18 protein-coding genes and 1 pseudogene are annotated in these 18,840 nt (G+C 69.2%); 10 read left to right on the top strand and 9 right to left on the bottom strand.

From position 1 onward, the window contains the following. Window positions 1-84: 84 nt before the first annotated feature. The gene (locus GEM_RS10970) at window positions 85-1,155 is read left to right on the top strand and encodes a porin (protein WP_041490521.1); all 1,071 of its coding nucleotides are present in this window, start codon (window positions 85-87) and stop codon (window positions 1,153-1,155) included. Between the two features lie 61 nt (window positions 1,156-1,216). On the opposite strand, the gene GEM_RS10965 is transcribed toward GEM_RS10970, so the two are convergent. After that, a complete protein-coding gene (locus tag GEM_RS10965) occupies window positions 1,217-2,173 on the bottom strand; it encodes a LysR family transcriptional regulator (RefSeq protein ID WP_014897472.1) in 957 nt (318 codons plus the stop codon). A 193-nt stretch (window positions 2,174-2,366) separates the two neighbouring features. On the opposite strand from GEM_RS10965, the pseudogene GEM_RS10960 reads away from it, so the two are divergent. The 3 genes and pseudogenes from GEM_RS10960 to GEM_RS10950 all read left to right on the top strand — a co-directional run bounded on the left by GEM_RS10960 (window position 2,367) and on the right by GEM_RS10950 (window position 6,028). Then, window positions 2,367-3,677, top strand: a pseudogene (locus GEM_RS10960) (MFS transporter). Between the two features lie 31 nt (window positions 3,678-3,708). Beyond that, on the top strand, window positions 3,709-4,980 hold the full coding sequence (locus tag GEM_RS10955; protein WP_014897471.1) for a Zn-dependent hydrolase: 1,272 nt from the start codon (window positions 3,709-3,711) through the stop codon (window positions 4,978-4,980). Between the two features lie 25 nt (window positions 4,981-5,005). After that, window positions 5,006-6,028, top strand: a complete 1,023-nt coding sequence (locus tag GEM_RS10950) for a histone deacetylase family protein (protein ID WP_014897470.1) — start codon at window positions 5,006-5,008, stop codon at window positions 6,026-6,028. 120 nt (window positions 6,029-6,148) lie between these two features. On the opposite strand, the gene GEM_RS10945 is transcribed toward GEM_RS10950, so the two are convergent. Together GEM_RS10945 and GEM_RS10940 are read right to left on the bottom strand one after the other, a co-directional pair. Continuing rightward, window positions 6,149-7,354 carry an MFS transporter gene (locus GEM_RS10945; protein ID WP_014897469.1) on the bottom strand — a complete coding sequence of 402 codons (1,206 nt, stop codon included), beginning with the start codon at window positions 7,352-7,354 and terminating at the stop codon, window positions 6,149-6,151. A gap of 721 nt (window positions 7,355-8,075) precedes the next feature. After that, window positions 8,076-8,987 carry a LysR family transcriptional regulator gene (locus GEM_RS10940; protein ID WP_014897468.1) on the bottom strand — a complete coding sequence of 304 codons (912 nt, stop codon included), beginning with the start codon at window positions 8,985-8,987 and terminating at the stop codon, window positions 8,076-8,078. Between the two features lie 163 nt (window positions 8,988-9,150). Between GEM_RS10940 and GEM_RS10935 the strand changes: the two genes are divergently transcribed. After that, window positions 9,151-10,071, top strand: coding sequence for a pyridoxal-phosphate dependent enzyme (locus tag GEM_RS10935; protein ID WP_014897467.1), 921 nt, complete (start codon window positions 9,151-9,153; stop codon window positions 10,069-10,071). 344 nt (window positions 10,072-10,415) lie between these two features. On the opposite strand, the gene GEM_RS10930 is transcribed toward GEM_RS10935, so the two are convergent. Further along, a complete protein-coding gene (locus tag GEM_RS10930; protein ID WP_014897466.1) occupies window positions 10,416-11,534 on the bottom strand; it encodes a DUF2242 domain-containing protein in 1,119 nt (372 codons plus the stop codon). A gap of 147 nt (window positions 11,535-11,681) precedes the next feature. After that, window positions 11,682-12,575 carry a LysR family transcriptional regulator gene (locus tag GEM_RS10925; RefSeq protein ID WP_014897465.1) on the bottom strand — a complete coding sequence of 298 codons (894 nt, stop codon included), beginning with the start codon at window positions 12,573-12,575 and terminating at the stop codon, window positions 11,682-11,684. Between the two features lie 108 nt (window positions 12,576-12,683). Between GEM_RS10925 and GEM_RS10920 the strand changes: the two genes are divergently transcribed. Both GEM_RS10920 and GEM_RS10915 read left to right on the top strand, forming a co-directional pair. Further along, window positions 12,684-13,439: a TerC family protein gene (locus GEM_RS10920; protein ID WP_014897464.1), complete on the top strand. Its 756-nt coding sequence runs from the start codon at window positions 12,684-12,686 to the stop codon at window positions 13,437-13,439. A 72-nt stretch (window positions 13,440-13,511) separates the two neighbouring features. Next, entirely contained in the window at window positions 13,512-13,811 is a 300-nt protein-coding gene (locus GEM_RS10915; RefSeq protein WP_014897463.1) for a zf-TFIIB domain-containing protein, read from the top strand. Window positions 13,812-13,922: 111 nt separating this feature from the next. Here the strand turns inward: GEM_RS10915 and GEM_RS10910 are convergent, their stop codons facing one another. Both GEM_RS10910 and GEM_RS10905 read right to left on the bottom strand, forming a co-directional pair. Continuing rightward, window positions 13,923-14,339, bottom strand: coding sequence for an Hsp20/alpha crystallin family protein (locus tag GEM_RS10910; RefSeq protein WP_014897462.1), 417 nt, complete (start codon window positions 14,337-14,339; stop codon window positions 13,923-13,925). A gap of 16 nt (window positions 14,340-14,355) precedes the next feature. Next, a complete protein-coding gene (locus GEM_RS10905; protein ID WP_014897461.1) occupies window positions 14,356-14,796 on the bottom strand; it encodes an Hsp20/alpha crystallin family protein in 441 nt (146 codons plus the stop codon). Window positions 14,797-15,042: 246 nt separating this feature from the next. On the opposite strand from GEM_RS10905, the gene GEM_RS10900 reads away from it, so the two are divergent. Further along, window positions 15,043-15,960, top strand: coding sequence for a 3-hydroxyacyl-CoA dehydrogenase NAD-binding domain-containing protein (locus tag GEM_RS10900; RefSeq protein WP_014897460.1), 918 nt, complete (start codon window positions 15,043-15,045; stop codon window positions 15,958-15,960). Window positions 15,961-15,999: 39 nt separating this feature from the next. Here the strand turns inward: GEM_RS10900 and GEM_RS10895 are convergent, their stop codons facing one another. Next, entirely contained in the window at window positions 16,000-16,278 is a 279-nt protein-coding gene (locus tag GEM_RS10895; protein WP_014897459.1) for a DUF4148 domain-containing protein, read from the bottom strand. Between the two features lie 181 nt (window positions 16,279-16,459). After that, on the bottom strand, window positions 16,460-17,308 hold the full coding sequence (locus tag GEM_RS10890; protein ID WP_014897458.1) for a LysR substrate-binding domain-containing protein: 849 nt from the start codon (window positions 17,306-17,308) through the stop codon (window positions 16,460-16,462). A 331-nt stretch (window positions 17,309-17,639) separates the two neighbouring features. On the opposite strand from GEM_RS10890, the gene madL reads away from it, so the two are divergent. After that, complete coding sequence (gene madL / locus GEM_RS10885; RefSeq protein ID WP_014897457.1) at window positions 17,640-18,035, top strand: malonate transporter subunit MadL; 396 nt, start codon at window positions 17,640-17,642, stop codon at window positions 18,033-18,035. An 11-nt stretch (window positions 18,036-18,046) separates the two neighbouring features. Continuing rightward, window positions 18,047-18,814: a malonate transporter subunit MadM gene (madM, locus tag GEM_RS10880; RefSeq protein WP_014897456.1), complete on the top strand. Its 768-nt coding sequence runs from the start codon at window positions 18,047-18,049 to the stop codon at window positions 18,812-18,814. Window positions 18,815-18,840: the final 26 nt, after the last annotated feature.

The following is an 18,840-nucleotide window of genomic DNA, read 5'->3' as shown; positions in this document are numbered from 1 at the left end:
CTGCACACCTCTTCGTTATCCACGATGCCGGCACGGCAAGACCACCGTGCCCGGCATCGTTCCATTCTCTTTCAATTGAATAGTATGACTAAACAAATGAACGCACGGGGCAATCGTTCCCGGGTGCGGCCGGTGCATGCCGGCCTTCGGATGGCGGTCGCGGCTGCATGCGTCGCCGGTTCGGGCGCCGCGCTCGCGCAGGACGGCGTCACGCTGTACGGCGTGATCGACGAGTTCGCACAGTACGTGAATACCGGCAACGGCTATACGGCGGCGATCGGCTCGGGCGGCCAGTGGGGCAGCCGGTTCGGGTTGAAGGGCGGTGAGGACATCGGCGGCGGGCAGAAGATCGAGTTCGCGCTCGAAAACGGCTTCAACCCGAACGACGGCTCGCTCGCGAGCTCGGGCAGCATGTTCAACCGGCAGGCGTGGGTCGGCGTCGCGGGGCAGTGGGGCAAGGTGCGTGCGGGCCGCCAGAACTCGCCGCTGTTCAACGACCAGGGCGGGCAGGATGCGTTCGGCGGCGTCACGCAGGCGTCCGGCATGGACAACCTCACCGTGTTCGCGTTCCGCACGAGCAATACGCTGTCGTACCAGAGCCCGGAGATCGCCGGTTTCCAGGCAGGGTTGTACTTCGGGTTTGGCGACGCGGGCGGCGTGCGCTCGGCAGGCTCCAGCCAGCAGTTCGACGTGACCTACGAGCACGGGCCGTTCGCGGCGTTCGTCGCGGGTCAGTGGCTGAAGAACCGGACAGCGAGCACAACCGATCGCACCATCATGGCCGGTGCATCGTACGAGATCGGCAAGGCGACCGTATACGGCGGCTTCTCCGCGGTGAAGTGGGCCGACCTGGGCATCGACTCGCGCGTGTACGGACTGTCGGTCAAATACCAGCTCAACCCGGCGAACTACGTTGCGCTCGGCTATGCGTACCTGCACGACCAGGCGTCGCAAGGCGACAATGCGGACCAGTTCGGTCTGATGTACGAGTACGACCTGTCGAAGCGCACGAGCTTCTATGGCGCGCTGTCGTACCTGCGCAACCGCAACCAGGCCGGCTACACGCTCGCCGGCGCGGCGAACCCGGGCCTGCCGCTCGCGTACCCGGGCGCGAACGCGCGCGGCGTGCAGCTCGGTATCGTGCATCGCTTCTGACGATGCACCGGGCGCCGGGCCAGGTGTGCCGGCGCCTGCTTTCCGGCGCGCATTCGCGCGCCTACATCCCCAGCCGCTCGGCGAGCGAATGGCGCTGCATGCAGCGCTCCATCGCGTCGAGAAACGCCTGCTCGGCCGCGTTCATCTTGCGGTCGCGATGCCACAGCAGGAACACGTCGACATCGACGAGGCCGTCGTCCGGCGGCAGCCGCCATAGCCGCTGCTGCGCGATGTCGTCGCGCACGATGTGCTCGGGCAGGCAGCCGATCCCGTAACCCGCGAAGATCAGCCGCCGCACTTCCTCGAGGCTCGGCGACGACGCGACGATGCGTCCGGTGAAGCCCTTCTGGTCCCGGAACACGGTGAGCGGCGACAGGCTGTCGCCGATCTGGTCGCTCGTGAACGACACGAAGTTCTCCGCGAGCAGATCGTCCATCCGCAATTGCGTCTGCCCGAACAGCCGGTGGTGGCGGCCGCAGTAGATCGCATAGCGCTGGCGCAGGAAGCAGCGCATTTCCAGCTTGTCATGCGGCGTGCGGCACAGGCCGAGCCCGGCCGTGGCCGTCTTCTGCAGCAGCGACGACAGGATGTCTGACGAACGCATCACTTCGATCTGCAGGTCGATGCGCGGATACGCGCGATGGAAGTCGGCGAGGAACGCGTCGTAGACGGGCGATTCGATGCGGCTCACCGTCAAGAGCCGGATCGAGCCGGTGAGGTCGGCCGTGCTGTCGTCCAGTTCCGTTTCGAGACGCGACACGCCGCCGTAGATGTCGCTCGCGATCCGGTACACGGCTTCGCCGGCCGGGGTCGGGGCGAAGTGCGCGCCGCGGCGCTCGATCAGCCGTCGCTCGAGCGCGTCCTCGAGCCGCCGCAGCGCCTGGCTCACGGCCGGCTGCGTCACGTGCAGGCGCGCGGCCGCGCGGCTCACGCTGCGCTCCTGCATGATCACCAGGTAGGTGCGCAGCAGGTTCCAGTCGAGGCGGTCGTTCAGGAAGGGGGTGAGGTCGGCGCGCATCGGGTCTCCGGGTGAGGCATCGGATCGGTCATTAGCTGGATTTATACGGCGAATAATAACTTGAAATTTGACTAATGATTTGCGGTCGCCGATAAAGGAGGGGCGCCGTACCGTGCGGCGCGAGGCCGCGACAGACGGCCGGCCATCACGATAGTGCGTGTCGCGCGCAACGCGGCGCGCGTCAGGAGCCAGCATGACCCAGTCCCTTCCTTCCACCCGCCAGCCGGCGCGCGCTGCGATGGCCGCGTTCATCGGCACGATGATCGAGTGGTACGACTTCTACATCTACGCGACCGCCGCCGCGCTCGTGTTCGGCGAACTCTATTTCCCGTCGCATGACCGCTTCGTCAGCACGATGGCGTCGTTCGCGACGTTCGCGGTCGGCTTCTTCGCGCGTCCGCTCGGCGGCATCGTGTTCGGCCACCTCGGCGACCGCATCGGCCGCAAGAAGGCGCTGATGACGACGCTGATGATGATGGGCGTCGCGACCGTGTGTGTCGGGCTGCTGCCCGACTATTCGAAGGTCGGCATGCTGGCGCCGGTGCTGCTGGTCGCGCTGCGCGTCGTGCAGGGGATCGCGGTCGGCGGCGAGTGGGGCGGCGCGGTGCTGATGGCGGGCGAACACGCGCCGCAGGGGCGTCGCACGTTCTTCGCGTCGTTCGCGCAGCTCGGCAGCCCGGCCGGGCTGATCCTGTCGCTGATCGCGTTCCGCGCGGTCACGTCGATGGACAAGGCCGACTTCCTCGCCTGGGGCTGGCGCCTGCCGTTCCTCGCGAGCTCGGTGCTGCTGGTCGTCGGCATCCTGATCCGGCTCGGCGTGAACGAGTCGCCGGAATTCGCGCGCGTGAAGGAAGCGAACCGCACCGTGAAGCTGCCCGTCGCCGAAGTGTTCCGCTCCGCGTCGGGGCTCGTGCTGCTCTGCATCGGCGCGAACACGATCGGGATCGCGGGCGTCTATTTCACCAACACGTTCATGATCGCGTACACGACGCAGTACGTCGGTGTATCGCGCTCGCTGATCCTCGACAGCCTGTTCGCGGTCGCGATCATCCAGTTCATCGCGCAGCCGATCGCCGCGTAGCTCGCGGAGCGCATCGGCGGCGCACGCTTCCTGAAGATCGCCGCGCTGCTCGCGATGCTGTCGCCGTACCCGATGTTCATGCTCGTGCAGGGCGGCACGTCCGCGTCGCTCGTCGCGGGCATCGCGCTCGCGGTCGTGTGCATGGCCGGCTTCTATTCGGTGATCGCGGGCTTCGTGAGCGGCGTGTTTCCCGCGCACGTGCGCTATTCGGCAATCTCGCTCGCGTACCAGATCTGCGGTGCGATCGCCGGTGGCCTGACGCCGCTCGTCGGCACCTGGCTCGCGCATCGCTTCGCCGGCCAGTGGTGGCCGCTCGCCGTGTTCTACACGGGTCTCGCCGGCATTTCGCTGCTCTGCATCGTCGCGCTCGACGCACGCCGTGCGGGCCAGCCGGCCGCCGTCGAAGCGTTCGGCTCGCGGTGAGCTGCAACGAACGAATTCATCCGGAGTACACATGAAAGACCTGTTGGAAATCGACGGTGCCCGTCTGTGGCACAGCCTGGTCGACATGGCGCGCATCGGCGCGACGCCGCGCGGCGGCGTGCGGCGCCTCGCGCTCACCGACGACGACCGGCGCGGGCGCGACCGGTTCGCGCAGTGGTGCCGCGACGCGGGGATGACGGTGAGCGTCGACGGCGTCGGCAACCTGTTCGCGCGGCGCGACGGTGTCGACGCGCAGGCCGCACCGGTGCTGATCGGCAGCCACCTCGACACGCAGCCCGAAGGCGGGCGCTTCGACGGCGTCTACGGCGTGCTTGCCGCGCTCGAACTCGTGCGCACGCTGAACGACGCGGGCATCGCGACCGACAAACCGCTCGAGATCGTGTCGTGGACCAACGAGGAGGGCGCGCGCTTCGCGCCGGCGATGCTCGGCTCGGCGGTGTTCACGGGCGCGTTGCCGCTCGACGACGCGCTCGCGAAGCAGGACGCCGACGGCGTCACGCTCGGCGCAGCACTCGACGCATGCGGCTATCGCGGCGCACGCGCGACGGGCGGCGCGGTCGACGCGTATTTCGAGGCGCATATCGAACAGGGGCCCGTGCTCGAGGCGAACGGCACGACGATCGGCATCGTCACGGGCGGGCAGGCGATCCGCTGGCTCGACGTGAGCGTGACGGGCGTGGCCGCGCATGCGGGCACGACGCCGATGCCGTATCGCAAGGATGCGTATTTCGCGGGCGCGCAGATGGCGCTCGAACTGGAGCGGATCGTCGCCAGCTACGCGCCGCGCGGGCTCGCGACGATCGGGCAGGTCGCCATCCGCAACGCGTCGCGCAACACGATCGCCGGCGACGTGACGTTCACCGTCGACCTGCGCCATCACGACGATGCGCAAGTCGATGCGATGGAGCGCGAACTGCGCGACGCCTGCGCGCGCGTGGCCGCCGCGCGCGGCGTGCAGATCGCGATCGATACCTGCTGGCGCAGCCCGGCGACGCCGTTCGACCGCGCTTGCGTCGACCTCGTCGCGCAGGCGGCGGACGCATTCGGCTATATGAACGAGCGGATCGTCAGCGGCGCCGGCCACGACGCGATCCTGCTGGCGCGCCGCGTGCCGACCGCGATGGTGTTCATCCCGTGCGTCGACGGGCTGTCGCACAACGAGGCCGAGGATGCGCTGCCCGACGACGTGACGCGCGGCACGAACGTGCTGCTGAACGCGGTGCTGGCGCGTGCCGGCGTCGCAACCCGCGTGGCTGCTGCCACGTCCGCGCAGCACGCATGACGCGGCGAACCGACGAGGACCCCCGATGAAAACCTATTTCCACCCCGAACAGTTGCTGCACCATCCGCGCACCTACCTGTCGCGCGGCAGGATGCGCGAGCCGCAGGAGGTGCCCGAGCGCGCGGCGCGGCTGGTCGCGGCCGTCCGGTTGCTCGACTTCGCCGTGTGCGAGCCCGCTGACCGCGGCACCGCGCCGATCGCGGCCGTGCACGACATGAACTACCTGCGCTTTCTCGAGGAAGCGCACCGCGACTGGAAACGGATGCCCGACGACTGGGGCGACGAAGTGATGTCGAACGTGTTCGTGCGCGACCCGAACCCGCTGCGCGGCGTGCTCGCGAAAGCCGCGCGCTACCTGGCCGACGGCAGTTGCCCGGTCGGCGCGAACACGTGGCGCGCCGCGTACTGGTCTGCGCAGAGCGCGCTCGCGGCCGCGGCCGACGTGAATGAGGGCGCGCGCGACGCGTACGCGCTGTGCCGGCCGCCCGGCCATCACGCACGCCGCGATGCGGCCGGCGGGTTCTGCTACCTGAACAACGCGGCGATTGCCGCGCAGGCGCTGCTCGGCCGCCATCGCCGGGTCGCGATCCTCGACACTGACATGCATCACGGGCAAGGCGTGCAGGAGATTTTCTACGGCCGCGACGACGTGCTGTACGTGTCGATCCACGGCGACCCGACCAATTTCTACCCGGTCGTCGCGGGCTACGAGGAAGAGACGGGCGCGGGGGCCGGCGACGGCTTCAACCTGAACCTGCCGATGCCGCATGGCGCACCCGAGGCGACGTTCTTCGAGCGGCTCGACGACGCGCTGCGCGCGCTCGCGCGGTTCCAGCCCGATGCGCTCGTGCTCGCGCTCGGCTTCGACATCTACAAGGACGACCCGCAATCGCAGGTCGCGGTCACGACCGACGGGTTCGGGCGGCTCGGCGGCGCGCTCGGTGCGCTCGGGTTGCCGACGGTGATCGTGCAGGAGGGCGGCTACCACCTGGAGAGCCTCGACGCGAACGCGCGCGCCTTCTTCGGCGGGTTCGCCGCCGCGCGCTGAACCGTCGAAGCAGCGGCCGCGCCGCGCGGCCCGTCAGCAAAAACGCCCGCGTCGGGATCCCGACGCGGGCGTTTTTCAATGGTGGTGCCGTGGCTCGGCACCCTGCGGGTCGCGGTGCGCTTACGAGTTCGCGGCGACCGGTGCGCGGCGGCGCTGCACGACCTGCAGTGCGACCAGTGCGAGCCCGGCCGCGGCGATCAGCCCGCCGACGAGCGGCACGGCCGCGTAGCCGTAGCCGGCCGAGATCGCTGCGCCGCCGGCTGCCGCGCCGAGCGCATTGCCGAGGTTGAACGCGCCGATGTTGACGGCCGAGGCGAGGCCCGGTGCTTCGTGTGCGGCACGCATCACGCGCATCTGCAGCGGCGGGACCACCGCGAACGTCGCGACACCCCAGACCAGCAGCGTGACGGCGGCACCGACGTGCGTGCTGGCGAGCAGCGGAAACGCGGCCATCGTCGCGATCAGCAGCAGCAGGAAGCCGGTCAGCGTGCCGTCGAGCGAGCGGTCGGCAAGGCGGCCGCCGGCGATGTTGCCGATCGAGAAGCCGACGCCGATCAGCACGAGCATCGCGGTCACGAAGCCAGGCGTCGCGCCGGTCAGGTGTTCGAGCGTCGGGGCGACATACGTGTAGAGCGTGAACATCGCGCCGGCGCCGAGCACCGTGGTGCCGAGCGCGCCGAGCACGACCGGGCGCGTCAGTACCGACAGTTCGGCACGCAGGTTCGGCATCTTGCCGGCTTCGCCCTTCGGCAGCGCGGCGAACAGGCCGGCGATCGCGATCAGGCCGAGAACCGCGGTCGCCGCGAACGACATGCGCCAGCCGATGATCTGGCCGAGCCAGGTGGCGGCCGGCACGCCGCCGACATTCGCGATCGTGAGGCCCATGAACATCGTGGCCACCGCGCTTGCCTGCTTTTCGCGCGGCACGAGGCTGGCCGCGACCACCGAGCCGAGCCCGAAGAACGCGCCGTGGTTGAGGCTCGTCACGAGCCGTGCGAGCAGCAGCGTCGTGTAATCCGGCGCGACGGCCGACAGCAGGTTGCCGATCGTGAAGATCGACATCAGCGCGATGAGCGCCGAGCGGCGCGACCAGCGCGCGAGCAGCAGCGTCATCAGCGGGGCGCCGGCCATCACGCCGATCGCGTACGCGCTGATCAGCATGCCGGCCTTCGGAATCGACACGTGCACGCCGTCGGCGATCACGGGCAGCAGGCCCATCGGCGAGAACTCGGTCGTGCCGATGCCGAACGCACCGGCGGCGAGCGCCAGCAGCGGCAGCGCGGCGCTGCCGCCCGGGCGGGAAGGAGAAGAAGTCGTGGTGTTCACGCGATGAGCTCCTGTAAGCGTTGGGCAACGGCACCGGGCCGTTGTGGACAGGGTGAAGTGTGCCTGCATTACTTTTGCGGAAAAAGCCGCATGCGGGCGAAATTATCTTGATTTCATGTCAAGAATGCTGGGCCGGGGCGGCCTGCCTGTGCGGCCCGCCGGGCGTGGCTTCCGGCGCTTCGTCGGGCAGCCGCCGGCTGCGTGGCTGGCCGTGCGTTCGAGCGAACCCGTGTCGCGCGAAAGGTTTTCGGCATCGGACGAACCGGCCTTGCGGGCCCGAGGCACGATTGGATCGGCGTTTCGCCCCGGTCCTGCCGCCGTCTGTCGACGCGATGCGGCGCGAGCATCTCGGCATTCCTGCCAACCCTTTGCCGGTGCGGCGTACGGCCAAAAAAATCCCCGGTCACAGGGGGACCGTGACCGGGGCAGCAAGGCATCCTCTCTTTGGCACGAGGGTTGTGGATGCGCGCGCAGTATATTTCGCGGCTTAAGCATTCGAAATGACGTTAAACGGCTGTTTTTGGTGCCAATTTAAAAATACCGGGCGCTGCGGCATCTGCTGTCATTATTTTGAAAGATATTTTGTGTGCTCAAGCAGACGTTTGATGCGTGATGCCAGCGAAGCCGCGCATCCTGCGTCGTGGTTGCGCAGCCGGCCGCATCGGCCATCGGGCGATCGTGCGTATGCGGATGGTGTCGCGGGCTCGCGGGTGGCGGGCTGTCAGTCCGCGCGGCCCGTCGCGTCGCGCACGGCCGCGAGAAACCGCGCAACGACGGGAGCGGGCGGCGTCGCCGCGCCGTCGAACACGAACTCGATGTCGAAGCGGTTCGCGAGCTCGTCGAGCGCGACGAGCCGGACGGTGCGCGGGCACGTCGGCGATGCGCTTTCCGGCACGAACGCGCAGCCCATGCCGGCCGCGACGAGACCGATCAGCGTCGGGATGTCGCTGCCGACCTGCGCGATGCGCGGCGTGAAGCCGGCCTGGTCGCACTGGGCCATCAGGAAGCGGTGGTGCGCGGCCGAGCGCTGCGCATCGAACCATACGAACGGCTCGTGCGCGACGTCGGCGAGCGTGCGCGGCGCGTGGAAGCGGTCGCCGGGTGGCGCGGGCATCGCGAGCACGAAGCGGTCGCTCAACAGCCGCACGCCCGACAGATGGGGCGCCTCGTCACGGCGCCACGCCATGATGCCGCCGTCGAGCTGGCCGCGCATCAGCGCTGCCGCCTGTTCGGCCGACAACATCGGCGCGATCGACAGCTTCACGTCCGGACACGCGTCGCGAAACGCCTTGAGGACGTTCGCGACGACCGGCAGCGGCAGGCAGTTCGGCAGCGCGCCGAGCCGCAGTTCGCCGAGCTGACCGGCCGCGCTGCGCAACGCGCGTTCGCGGCTGTCCTGCAACGTCGCCAGCAGGCCGGTCGCGTCCTGCAGGAAACTCGCGCCGGCCGCCGTGAGCGTGACGCCCGTCGCGCGGCGGATCAGCAGCGGCGTGCCGATCGCGTCCTCGAGTTCGCGGATCTGCCGCGACAGTGCGGGCTGGACAATCCCGGCCGCGCGGGCGCCGGCCATCACGCTGCCGGCTTGCGCGACCGCCACGAAGTAACGCAGGTGACGCAGTTCGATCTGGCGCATGCGCTAGCGGCTCCCGTTCGGATTCGATGGATATACCTGTAAAGCATAGCAAATACCAGTCGATGGTATTGGAAAGCATGGCGCGCGTGCCGTACGATGGTCGCCGTTGCCGTGCCTGTCCGCAGGCACGTGCGTTCCCCCAGTCCCCATCGTGTCCCGCACCATGCCGCTCCATATCCAGACCCCCTATATTCGCTCGCAGATCGCGTCCCGCCGGCTCGGCACGAACATCCGGCTGAAGCTCGACGCGCTGCAGCCGTCCGGTTCGTTCAAGCTGCGCGGGATCGGGGCGGTGTGCGAAGCGCGGCATGCCGCTGGCGCGCGCCGGTTCGTGTCGTCGTCGGGCGGCAATGCGGGCATCGCGGTCGCATATTGCGGCCGCGAGCTCGGCTTGCCGGTGCTCGTCGTCGTGCCGGAAAGCGCATCGGCCCGCGCACGCGAGCTGATCCGTGTCGAGGGCGCGGAGGTGGTCGTGCACGGCGCGAGCTGGGCCGAGGCGAACGCGTTCGCGCTGTCGGCCGTCGGCGAGCACGACGCGTTCGTGCATCCGTTCGACGATCCCGTGCTGTGGCAAGGGCACGCGACGATGATCGACGAGATGGCGGCGACCGGCCCGAAGCCCGACGCGGTCGTGCTCGCGGTCGGCGGCGGCGGGCTGCTGTGCGGCGTGCTCGAGGGGCTCGCGCGCAACGGCTGGCACGACGTGCCGGTCGTCGCGGTCGAGACGGAAGGCGCCGACTGCTACGCCCGCTCGGTCGCGCAGGGGCGCCCGGTCGAATTGCCGGCGATCACGAGCATCGCGACGTCGCTCGGCGCGAAGCGGCCGTGCGACGCGGCGGTCGAATGGGCGACGCGGCACGCGATTCACCCGGTCGTCGTGTCCGACGCGCAGGCGGTGGCGGCATCGCTGCGGTTTCTGGACGAGCACCGGATCGTCGTCGAGCCCGCGTGCGGCGCCGCGCTGGCCGCGCTCGAACAGTCGGTGCCGGTGCTCGCGGCGGCATCGGACATCGCGGTGATCGTCTGCGGCGGCGTGACGGCGACGGTCGAGCAGTTGCAGACGCTGAACGCGACGTTGCGGTAACGCGCCAAGCCGCGTGACGCGTGATCCGTGATCCGTGACCCGTGACCCGTGACCCGTGACCCGTGACCCGTGACCCGTGACCCGTGACGCCGGGCGGCCGGACAGCGAGGAAGCCGATGGCGTAGCCGCCGGATGACAGTGGGGCGGGATCGATTGCGGCGATCCGCGCATCCGGGGTTGGCGTGGTCTGCCGTGGCGGATTGTCCCCGATCGGCGGTCACGTTACGACGAGCGCGCGTAATCGCTGACCGAATGTACGGTCAGTTGCTCGAAGGATGACGGGGAAAGGGACTCGCAGCGCGCCGCGCGCGATGGCGCACGGCGCGGCGGGAAGGGCACGCCGGTCAGTTCGCGGCCGGTGTGCTGGCACCAATCGGTGCGGACGAGGCGACGGGGTCGGCGGCAGCAGGCGCGGGGGTCAGGTTCGTCGACGTCGGAGCGGTGTTCGAAGGCGCGGCGGCGGCCGGCTTCGACGGCGGTGCCGAAGCTGAAGCGGGGGCTGGAGCTGAGGTGGCCACTGGGGCCGAGGCAGGCACCGAAGCCGAGGCAGGCACCGAAGCCGAAGCAGCCACCGAAGCCGAAGCAGCCACCGAAGCCGAAGCAGCCACCGAAGCCGAAGCCGGCACCGAAGCCGAAGCAGGCATCGAAGCCGAAGCAGGCATCGAAGCCGAAGCCGGCACGACACTCCGCATCGCCCCCGACGGCGCCACCACGGCCGAAGCTGCAGCGGGCACGGCTGGCATGACGGACGCGCCCGATGCCGGCGCGACGCCCGGCACCGACAGCGGCACCGGCGCGGCCGGCGGGGTCGGCACGAGCGGCGTCGTCATCTTCATCGGCTCGCCCTGCGGCGTCGGTGCGGGTTCGGGCAGCGGCGTGACGGGCTCCTTCTCGGCAGCCTTCACGGTCGCGCGATCGCGGCGGGCCGGATCGATCTTCAGGAAATGCTCGACGAGATTGAAGAAGCGTTCATAGAACACGCCGGCGGGAATCGTCTCGCTCGCGGTCTTCACGAGCGCATCGTCGCTCGACCCGATCGGCAGCGACAGCGAACCGAACACGCTGAGCCCGACGCTCGCCGACGTGTTCGACTTCTTCAGCGTGTAGCGGTCCTGCACCGCGTTCACGTACGCGATGCTCGACGAGCCGTCCGCGTTTGCGTCCGCGCACACGACGTGAAACTCGATCACGACGTGCATGTCGTTGTTCGGCTGGAAATTCTTGCTGCCGTCGACCGCGTCGTTGCGCGACGATGACACCACATAGCCCTGGCTCAGCAGCGCGCGACGCGCGGCCTCGCAGGCCGCGTCGTATTTCGAGTGGAACGTGTGCGCGTACGGGCTGCTCGTCGCATCGAACTGTTCCTGCTGGTAGATCGGCTTGGGCGGCGATGAGCACGCCGCCAGCACGGTCGCGGCCGCGAGCGCGCACGAAACGGAAAACAGGCGAAATCGGTTGTGCATGGCGTCTTTCATAAGGCTCGGCGAGATGCCGCGCGGGGCTGCGGGGGCAGCGCACGCACGCCGCGCAACGGCGGTGCCGGTGCGATGTGCGGGGCAATCTCGTATGGCCGGGGCGTCATTATAGTTTCGTTTGATGTCGCGCTTGCTTCAGCCGGCCGGCGCCGGCCGCGCGGCGGCGAGCAATTGCGACGCCAGCGGGTGGTGTTCCCCGCGCCGCGAGCGGATCGCGTGGATCTCTTCGGTCACGTCGCCCGCCCGGCCGAGCCGGCGCAGCCCGCGCAGCAGCGACGCGTCGTTCGCGCCGAGTTCGCTGAGCGGAAACACGCCGAGCCCGCGCGCCGCGAACACGGCCATCAGCGCGCTGTCCTCGAATTCCCCGGTCAAACGGGGTACGATCCGCTCGCGTTCGAGCCACCGGTCCAGGCGCGCGCGCAGCGCCGAATGGGCGGTCGGCAACAGCACCGGCAACTCGGCGAGGCACTGCGGAAAGCGCTGCCGCGCGGCCGGCGTGACGAGTGCCGCCGGCCCGTACCAGTCGACCGGCGACGCGACGAGCCGCTCGCTCGTCACGCGCAGGTTCGAACCCGACGGCGCGCCCTGGCCGGCCAGCACCAGATCGAGATGGTGCAGCGCCAGCTCCGCGAGCAGCGCATCGTGCTCGCCCTCGTGGCAAAGCAGCCGCAGCGTGGGCGTGTCGAGCACCGGCGCGAGGATTGCATGCGCGGCGAGCTTCGAGATCCCGTCCGCGAGGCCGACCGCGAGCCGCACGGTCGGCTGGCTGGCCGCCGCGCGCACTTCGTCGGGAATCAGTCGCCCCATCTCGAAGATGGCCTCCGCGCGCGCATACGCGGCCTGCCCGGCATCGGTCATCGCGACGCCGCGCCCGACCGGGCGCAGCAGCTGGTGGCCGAGCGACTTCTCGAGCTCGCGCACCTGCGCGCTGATCGTCTGCACGGCCATGTCGAGCCGCCCGGCGGCGCGCGCGAAGCCGCCTTCCTTCACGACGACCCAGAAATAGTACAGATGTCGGAAATTCAGCATCGGATCAATACTTCGTAAAAACCGAATAAAAGATCAGATTCTCTCTGATTTTTCCGAAGCCGGGGGCCGCCTATCATCGGGCTTTCCACTTTCGTATCGGCCCTTTTCATGGACTACCTGCTGACGCTTGCCGCCGACCCCGCCGTCTGGGCCGCGCTCCTGACGCTCGTCGTGATGGAAGTCGTGCTCGGCATCGACAACCTGATCTTCATCTCGATCCTCAGCAACAAGCTGCCCGAAGCGCAGCGCGCCCGCACGCAGCGCCTCGGCATCGCGCTCGCGCTCGTGATGCGCCTCGCGCTGCTCGGCAGCGTCGCGTGGATCGCGAGCCTCACCGAGCCCGTGTTCTCGCTGTTCGATCACGCGTTCTCGTGGCGCGACCTGATCCTGCTGTCGGGCGGCCTGTTCCTCGTGTGGAAGGCGACCACCGAGATGCATCATCACGTGTCGCATGACGGCGACGGCGCCGGCGCGTCCGGCGGCGCGGCCGGCCTGACGGTGTGGGCCGCGATCGGCCAGATCGTGATGCTCGACATCGTGTTCTCGATCGACAGCATCGTGACCGCGATCGGCATGACCGAGCACATCCCGATCATGTTCGTCGCGGTGATCGTCGCGGTATCCGTGATGCTGTTCGCCGCGCAGCCGCTCGCACGCTTCATCGACCGCAACCCGACCGTCGTGATGCTCGCGCTGTCGTTCCTCGTCGTGATCGGCATGACGCTGATCGCGGAAGGCTTCGGGTCGCACGTGCCGAAGGGCTATATCTACGCGGCGATGGCGTTCTCGGCGTTCGTCGAGGGCTTGAACATGCTGGCGCGGCGCGCGAAGGCGAAGCGTGCGGCGCGGGTCGAAGGTCACTGAATTGGCGGGGCGGAAGCCGGCCGTGGCCGGCATCACCTCGGATGCGGAATGTTCAACCCAAGGAGCAACGCGATGAAATGTCCTGTCTGCAAGACGCCCGACCTGTTGATGGCCGAGCGCCAGTCGATCGAGATCGACTACTGCCCGACCTGCCGCGGCGTGTGGCTCGATCGCGGCGAACTCGACAAGCTGATCGCCCGCGAAACCGGCGCTGCGCCGCCCCGTCGCGACGCGGCGCCTGCGCAGCACGATGCGCAGGAGCCGCGCGGCCGCGACGACGGCTGGGGGCGCGACGGCCGCTCGCACGGTCGTTACAGGCACGATGGCCAGCGTCGCAAGCAGTCGGTGTTCGACCTCTTCGATTTCGATTGAATCCGGCTACGGTGCGTCCGCTCGCGGGCTGCCCGATGCAAAAAAAGCCCCGCCCGGCATCACGCCCGGCGGGGCTTTTTCATCTGCGTCGCGTCCGACGTGCGCCAGCGCTTACGGGTTGCCGGCCGTCACGTCGATGCGGCGCGGCCGCGTTTCCTCGCGACGCGGGATCGTCAGCGTCAGCACGCCGTCGCGCAGGTTCGCGTCGATCCTCGACGTGTCGAGATCGGGGCTCAGCACGAAAGTGCGCGCATAGCGCGGCGCGCGGACTTCGGCGTGTCGCACACGCAGGTCGGCCGGCGTGTCGATGCGCGTGTCGGCTTCGATCGTCAGCGTGTTGTCGTGCACCTTCACGTCGAGGTTCTCGCGCGGCACGCCGGGCAGGTCGGCCCGCAGCGTGACACCGCGATTGTCTTCGACGATATCGACGGCTGGCGTGATGGCGGGCCGGCGTGCGGCTTCGGCGGCAGCAGCGGCAGCGTGAACGGTGCTCGTCTGGCGCTCGGCTAGGGTCGGGTTCGTATTCATGTCGGTATCCTGAAGATTACTGAACGGTGATGGCGCGCGGCTTCGATGCTTCGCGACGGCCGACGCGAATCAGCAGGCAGCCGTTTTCGTAACGGGCGCTGACCTGGTCGGGATTCGCGTCGCGCGGCAGCTCGACGACGCGGCGGAACGCGCCGTGAAAGCGCTCCTGCGCATAGGTGCGCTGGTCGTCGCCTGCGCTGCGCGGTGCCGGTTTGCGCTCGCCGCTGATGGTCAGCAGGTCCTTGTCGATCGACACGTCGAAGTCGGCCGCAGCCATGCCGGGCGCGAAGGCGACGATCTCGATGGCGTCGTCGGTGGCGCCGACGTTGAGCGCGGGAAAGGCGCCCGGGCGCACCGCGCGGATGCCCGACGGGCGTTCGCCGAGCAGGTTCGCCATCTGCCGCTGCACGCGGGTGAATTCGTCGAACAGGTCGTTGCCGAAATGGATACCGCTCATGTGGGTCCTCCTGGACAGGGAACGCGGGAGACGTGACGGCGCGACGCCTGCGGCGGGCGCGACGGGTGGCTCCACGGGATCGAAACGGGGGCGGTGCGTGACCTGCAGCACTGCCCGACGACGTGTAATTAGTGGCCGCCACCGCGCATTTCAAGAGGGCATCTGCAACCTGCGTCAACCTGGACCCGTGCGAATCGATGCGACAATCGCCGCGACAGTTCTGCAGACCAACGACACGGGACAACCATGGACATTCAACGCATCGCGATCGTCGGCGCCGGCGTGATCGGCGCGAGCTGGGCGGCGTTCTATCTGACGAAGGGCTTCGACGTCGTCGCGACCGATCCGGCACCGGACGCCGACGCGCGGCTGCGCGACGCGCTCGCCGCGTTTCTCGGCGAGCGGGCCGCCGAACTTTCCGCGCGGCTGTCGTTCGACGCGGATCTGGCACGCGCACTCGACGGTGTCGATTTCGTGCAGGAGAACGGCCCGGAACGGCTCGACCTGAAGCGCGCGCTGTACCGGCAGATGGACGACGTGCTGCCCGCGCACGTACCGATCGCATCGAGCTCGTCGGGGCTGAAGATGTCGGAGATCCAGACCGCGTGCGCAAAGCATCCGGAGCGCTGCATGATCGCGCATCCGTTCAACCCGCCGCACCTGATTCCGCTCGTCGAGCTGGTCGGCGGCGACGCGACCGGCCAGGACGTGATCGCACGCGTGAAGGCGTTCTACGACGCACTCGGCAAACAAACGATCGTGCTCAACAAGGAAATGACCGGCCACGTCGCGAACCGACTCGCGGCCGCGCTGTTTCGCGAGGTGTATCACCTCGTCGGCGAAGGCGTGGTGAGCGTCGCCGATGCGGACAAGGCCGTCGCCTGGGGCCCGGGCCTGCGCTGGGGGCTGATGGGGCAGTGCCTGACCTATCACCTCGGCGGTGGCGCGGGCGGGATCGCGCATTTCCTCGAGCACCTGTCGGGGCCGATCACGACGTGGTGGGACGCGCTCGGCACGCCGTCGTTCGATCCGTCCGTCGATCGCAAGCTGACCGACGAACTGCGCGCGATCCAGGGCGAGCGTTCGATGCAGGAGCTGGCGGCCGAGCGCGACCGGCTGCTCGTCGAGCTGATCGACGCGCGGCGTCGCAGCTTCCTGCCCTGAGCGCGCCGCCGCACCGTCGATCGGCCGGGTCGTGCTCCGCTATTTCTGCACCGGCGTTTGCGGTGGCTGCGGCGTCTGCGCGAGCCATGCGGGCTGCACGGCCTGCACCAACTGGCGATTGCGTGCGCGCGTCGCGGCGGTCGGCGGATAGTTGCCGTCGTTCGTCGGCAGTTCGCCGTCGAGATAGGCCTGCTTCAACTGGGCGATCACTTCCGCACGTGTCAGGCCCTGCGCGGGTGCGGTGGCGTCGGTTTGTGCAAAGGCAGGGGACAGCAGCGCGGCTGCGGCGGTCGCGACGGCGAATCGCAAGACATTCATGGCGGGCTCCGATCAAGGGGACGGGACAGCGGACGCGCGGCACACTGCCGTGCGTTCCGATGGGTCCCATTGTCGCGAGCGGGTACTGCGCAGACGCTGACGCGTGCCGGGCAAGACCGTCAGTTGCGCGCGCGATGCCGCGGGCAGGCGTCGGCGCCTGAATCTGTACCGCTATCGGTCACTACAGCTCGGCTGCCGCGGTGATCAGCGTCGCCTCGAGCGCGAGCGTCGAGCGCGACGCGGCCGCCGGCCGGTCGATCACGTATTCGAGCTCGCCGAGTTCCGGCAACCCGGCATCGAGCCGCGCGAGCCCGGCCGGAATCACGTAGCCGGCGAACGCGCTGACGCCGAGCCCCGCGCTCGCGGCCGCGCGCAGCACCGCGATGCTGCTGCTCACGACGGCGATCCGGTAAGGCCGGCCGACCGCCTCGAGCGATTCGAGCACCCGGCGGCGCGACACGCTCGGCTCCGGATGCATCGCGAGCGGCAGCACGGCCTCGTGGCCGGTGATCCGCGAATCGGGGCCGGTGCACCAGTACAGCGGTTCGCTGCGAATCACGCGGCCGCGCCGGCTGCCTGCGACGCGCTTCGCGAACACGAGATCGTGGCGGCCTTCGTCGAGCGCATCGAACAGGTCGCCCGACAGCCCCGTCGAGATCGCGAGCTCGACTTCCGGATTGCGCTGCACGAAGCTCGCGAGCGCGGCCGTCAGGTGCGCGGACGCGAAATCCTCCGACATCGCGAGCCGCACCTTGCCCGACAGCGGCGGGCCGCACACGGACGTGACGGCCTCGTCCATCAGTTCGAGGATCCGCACCGCGTAGCGGAACAGCGCGTCGCCGTGCTGCGACAGGTGCACGTTGCGCGTGTCGCGTTCGAACAGCGGCCGGTCGAGCAGTTCCTCGAGGCGGCGGATGTGCTGGCTGACGGTCGACTGCGACAGGCTCACGCGCTCCGACGCGGCGGTGAAACTGCCGGACTGGGCGACGGCGACGAAGCTGCGCAGCAGCTCGGGCGGTAAGGGACGCATTGCTAAATCCACTGAATCGGTTTCGACAACTTCATAAATGGCCGGATTATGCGGCGCTAGTATCGGATACGCCCCGGTGCGGCCCTTGCAGATGGGGCGCAGCGGACGCGTAGCCCGTGTCGCGCCGGCGGCTGCTTCGGTCAGTCTAAGGCATCCGGCGTCCGGCCCGAAACCGCATCATCCCATCGACCCCCGAGAACGCGCTCGCACGACGAGCCGCCGGGCCGCGGCGCCCCGTCGCAGGAGACAGACAGTCCGCGTCCGGGATCGGCGTGCGGGCCTGGCTCCCGCACACGTCAGGCGCTCGTCACGAAGAGACTGGAGACGACTCATGATCATCTACGGAACCGCGCTGCTGGCGTTCTGCCATCTGGCCGGACTGTTCCTCGGCGACCTGCTGGGCGCCGCGATCGGCGTGAAGACCAACGTCGGCGGCGTCGGCATCGCGATGCTGCTGCTGATCTGCCTGCGCCTGTGGCTGCACCGGCGTGGCTGGCTGCCGAAGGAGACCGAGGCCGGCGTCGGCTTCTGGGGCGCGATGTACATCCCGGTCGTCGTCGCGATGGCCGCGAACCAGAACGTCGTCGCCGCGCTGAAGGGCGGGCCGGTCGCGCTGCTCGCGGCGGTTGGCGCGGTCGCGATCTGCGCATGCTGCATCGCGGTACTCGTGCGCACCGGGCGCGACGACACGGCCTTCGCGGGCGTGCCGCATTTCGAAGAACAGTGACGGAGGCCGCCATGCTGCAGATGCTCGAAAAAACCGTCGCCCACAACGGGCTCGTCGCGTCGTTCGCACTGGTCGGCCTGATCATGTGGCTGTCGTCGGTCGCGTCGCGCAAGCTCACGTTCGGCCGCGTGCACGGCTCCGCGATCGCGATCGTGATCGGTCTCGTGCTCGCGTATGTCGGCGGCGCGTTCACCGGCGGCGAGAAGGGGCTGGCCGACGTGCGGCTGTTCGCCGGCGTCGGCCTGATGGGCGGCGCGATGCTGCGCGATTTCGCGATCGTCGCGACCGCGTTCGAAGTGCAGCCGACCGAGGCGCGCAAGGCCGGCCTCGTCGGCGTCGTGTCGCTGCTGCTCGGCACCGTGCTGCCGTTCATCGTCGGCGCGTGCATCGCGCGTGCGTTCGGCTATACCGATGCGGTCAGCATGACGACCATCGGCGCGGGCGCCGTCACCTACATCGTCGGGCCCGTCACCGGTGCGGCGATCGGCGCGAGCTCCGACGTGATCGCGCTCAGCATCGCGACGGGCCTCGTGAAGGCGATCATCGTGATGGTCGGCACGCCGGTCGCGGCCAACTTCATGGGCCTGAAGACGCCGCGCTCCGCAATGATCTTCGGCGGCCTGGCCGGCACCGTGAGTGGCGTGAGCGCAGGCCTCGCCGCGACCGATCGCCGGCTCGTGCCGTACGGCGCGCTGGTCGCGACGTTCCATACCGGCGTTGGCTGCCTGCTCGGCCCGTCGCTGCTGTTCTTCACGACGCGCGCGCTGGTCGGCGCGTAGCCGTCGCGTGCGATCCGGGCGGCTCG

The sequence above is a fragment of the Burkholderia cepacia GG4 genome (assembly GCF_000292915.1).
GTDB classification, from domain to species: Bacteria; Pseudomonadota; Gammaproteobacteria; order Burkholderiales; family Burkholderiaceae; genus Burkholderia; species Burkholderia cepacia_D.
This window is presented reverse-complemented; position numbering and strand designations above follow the sequence as displayed.

What these genes read in the sequence shown, in the direction of transcription:
- GEM_RS10895 (WP_014897459.1), bottom strand. Translation starts at nt 16,278, where the DNA reads ATGAATGTCTTGCGATTCGCCGTCGCGACCGCCGCAGCCGCGCTGCTG.
- GEM_RS10905 (WP_014897461.1), bottom strand. Translation starts at nt 14,796, where the DNA reads ATGAGCGGTATCCATTTCGGCAACGACCTGTTCGACGAATTCACCCGC.
- GEM_RS10915 (WP_014897463.1), top strand. Translation starts at nt 13,512, where the DNA reads ATGAAATGTCCTGTCTGCAAGACGCCCGACCTGTTGATGGCCGAGCGC.
- GEM_RS10955 (WP_014897471.1), top strand. Translation starts at nt 3,709, where the DNA reads ATGAAAGACCTGTTGGAAATCGACGGTGCCCGTCTGTGGCACAGCCTG.
- madL (WP_014897457.1), top strand. Translation starts at nt 17,640, where the DNA reads ATGATCATCTACGGAACCGCGCTGCTGGCGTTCTGCCATCTGGCCGGA.
- GEM_RS10930 (WP_014897466.1), bottom strand. Translation starts at nt 11,534, where the DNA reads ATGCACAACCGATTTCGCCTGTTTTCCGTTTCGTGCGCGCTCGCGGCC.
- GEM_RS10920 (WP_014897464.1), top strand. Translation starts at nt 12,684, where the DNA reads ATGGACTACCTGCTGACGCTTGCCGCCGACCCCGCCGTCTGGGCCGCG.
- GEM_RS10940 (WP_014897468.1), bottom strand. Translation starts at nt 8,987, where the DNA reads ATGCGCCAGATCGAACTGCGTCACCTGCGTTACTTCGTGGCGGTCGCG.
- GEM_RS10935 (WP_014897467.1), top strand. Translation starts at nt 9,151, where the DNA reads ATGCCGCTCCATATCCAGACCCCCTATATTCGCTCGCAGATCGCGTCC.
- GEM_RS10910 (WP_014897462.1), bottom strand. Translation starts at nt 14,339, where the DNA reads ATGAATACGAACCCGACCCTAGCCGAGCGCCAGACGAGCACCGTTCAC.
- GEM_RS10900 (WP_014897460.1), top strand. Translation starts at nt 15,043, where the DNA reads ATGGACATTCAACGCATCGCGATCGTCGGCGCCGGCGTGATCGGCGCG.
- GEM_RS10925 (WP_014897465.1), bottom strand. Translation starts at nt 12,575, where the DNA reads ATGCTGAATTTCCGACATCTGTACTATTTCTGGGTCGTCGTGAAGGAA.
- GEM_RS10970 (WP_041490521.1), top strand. Translation starts at nt 85, where the DNA reads ATGACTAAACAAATGAACGCACGGGGCAATCGTTCCCGGGTGCGGCCG.
- madM (WP_014897456.1), top strand. Translation starts at nt 18,047, where the DNA reads ATGCTGCAGATGCTCGAAAAAACCGTCGCCCACAACGGGCTCGTCGCG.
- GEM_RS10950 (WP_014897470.1), top strand. Translation starts at nt 5,006, where the DNA reads ATGAAAACCTATTTCCACCCCGAACAGTTGCTGCACCATCCGCGCACC.
- GEM_RS10890 (WP_014897458.1), bottom strand. Translation starts at nt 17,308, where the DNA reads ATGCGTCCCTTACCGCCCGAGCTGCTGCGCAGCTTCGTCGCCGTCGCC.
- GEM_RS10965 (WP_014897472.1), bottom strand. Translation starts at nt 2,173, where the DNA reads ATGCGCGCCGACCTCACCCCCTTCCTGAACGACCGCCTCGACTGGAAC.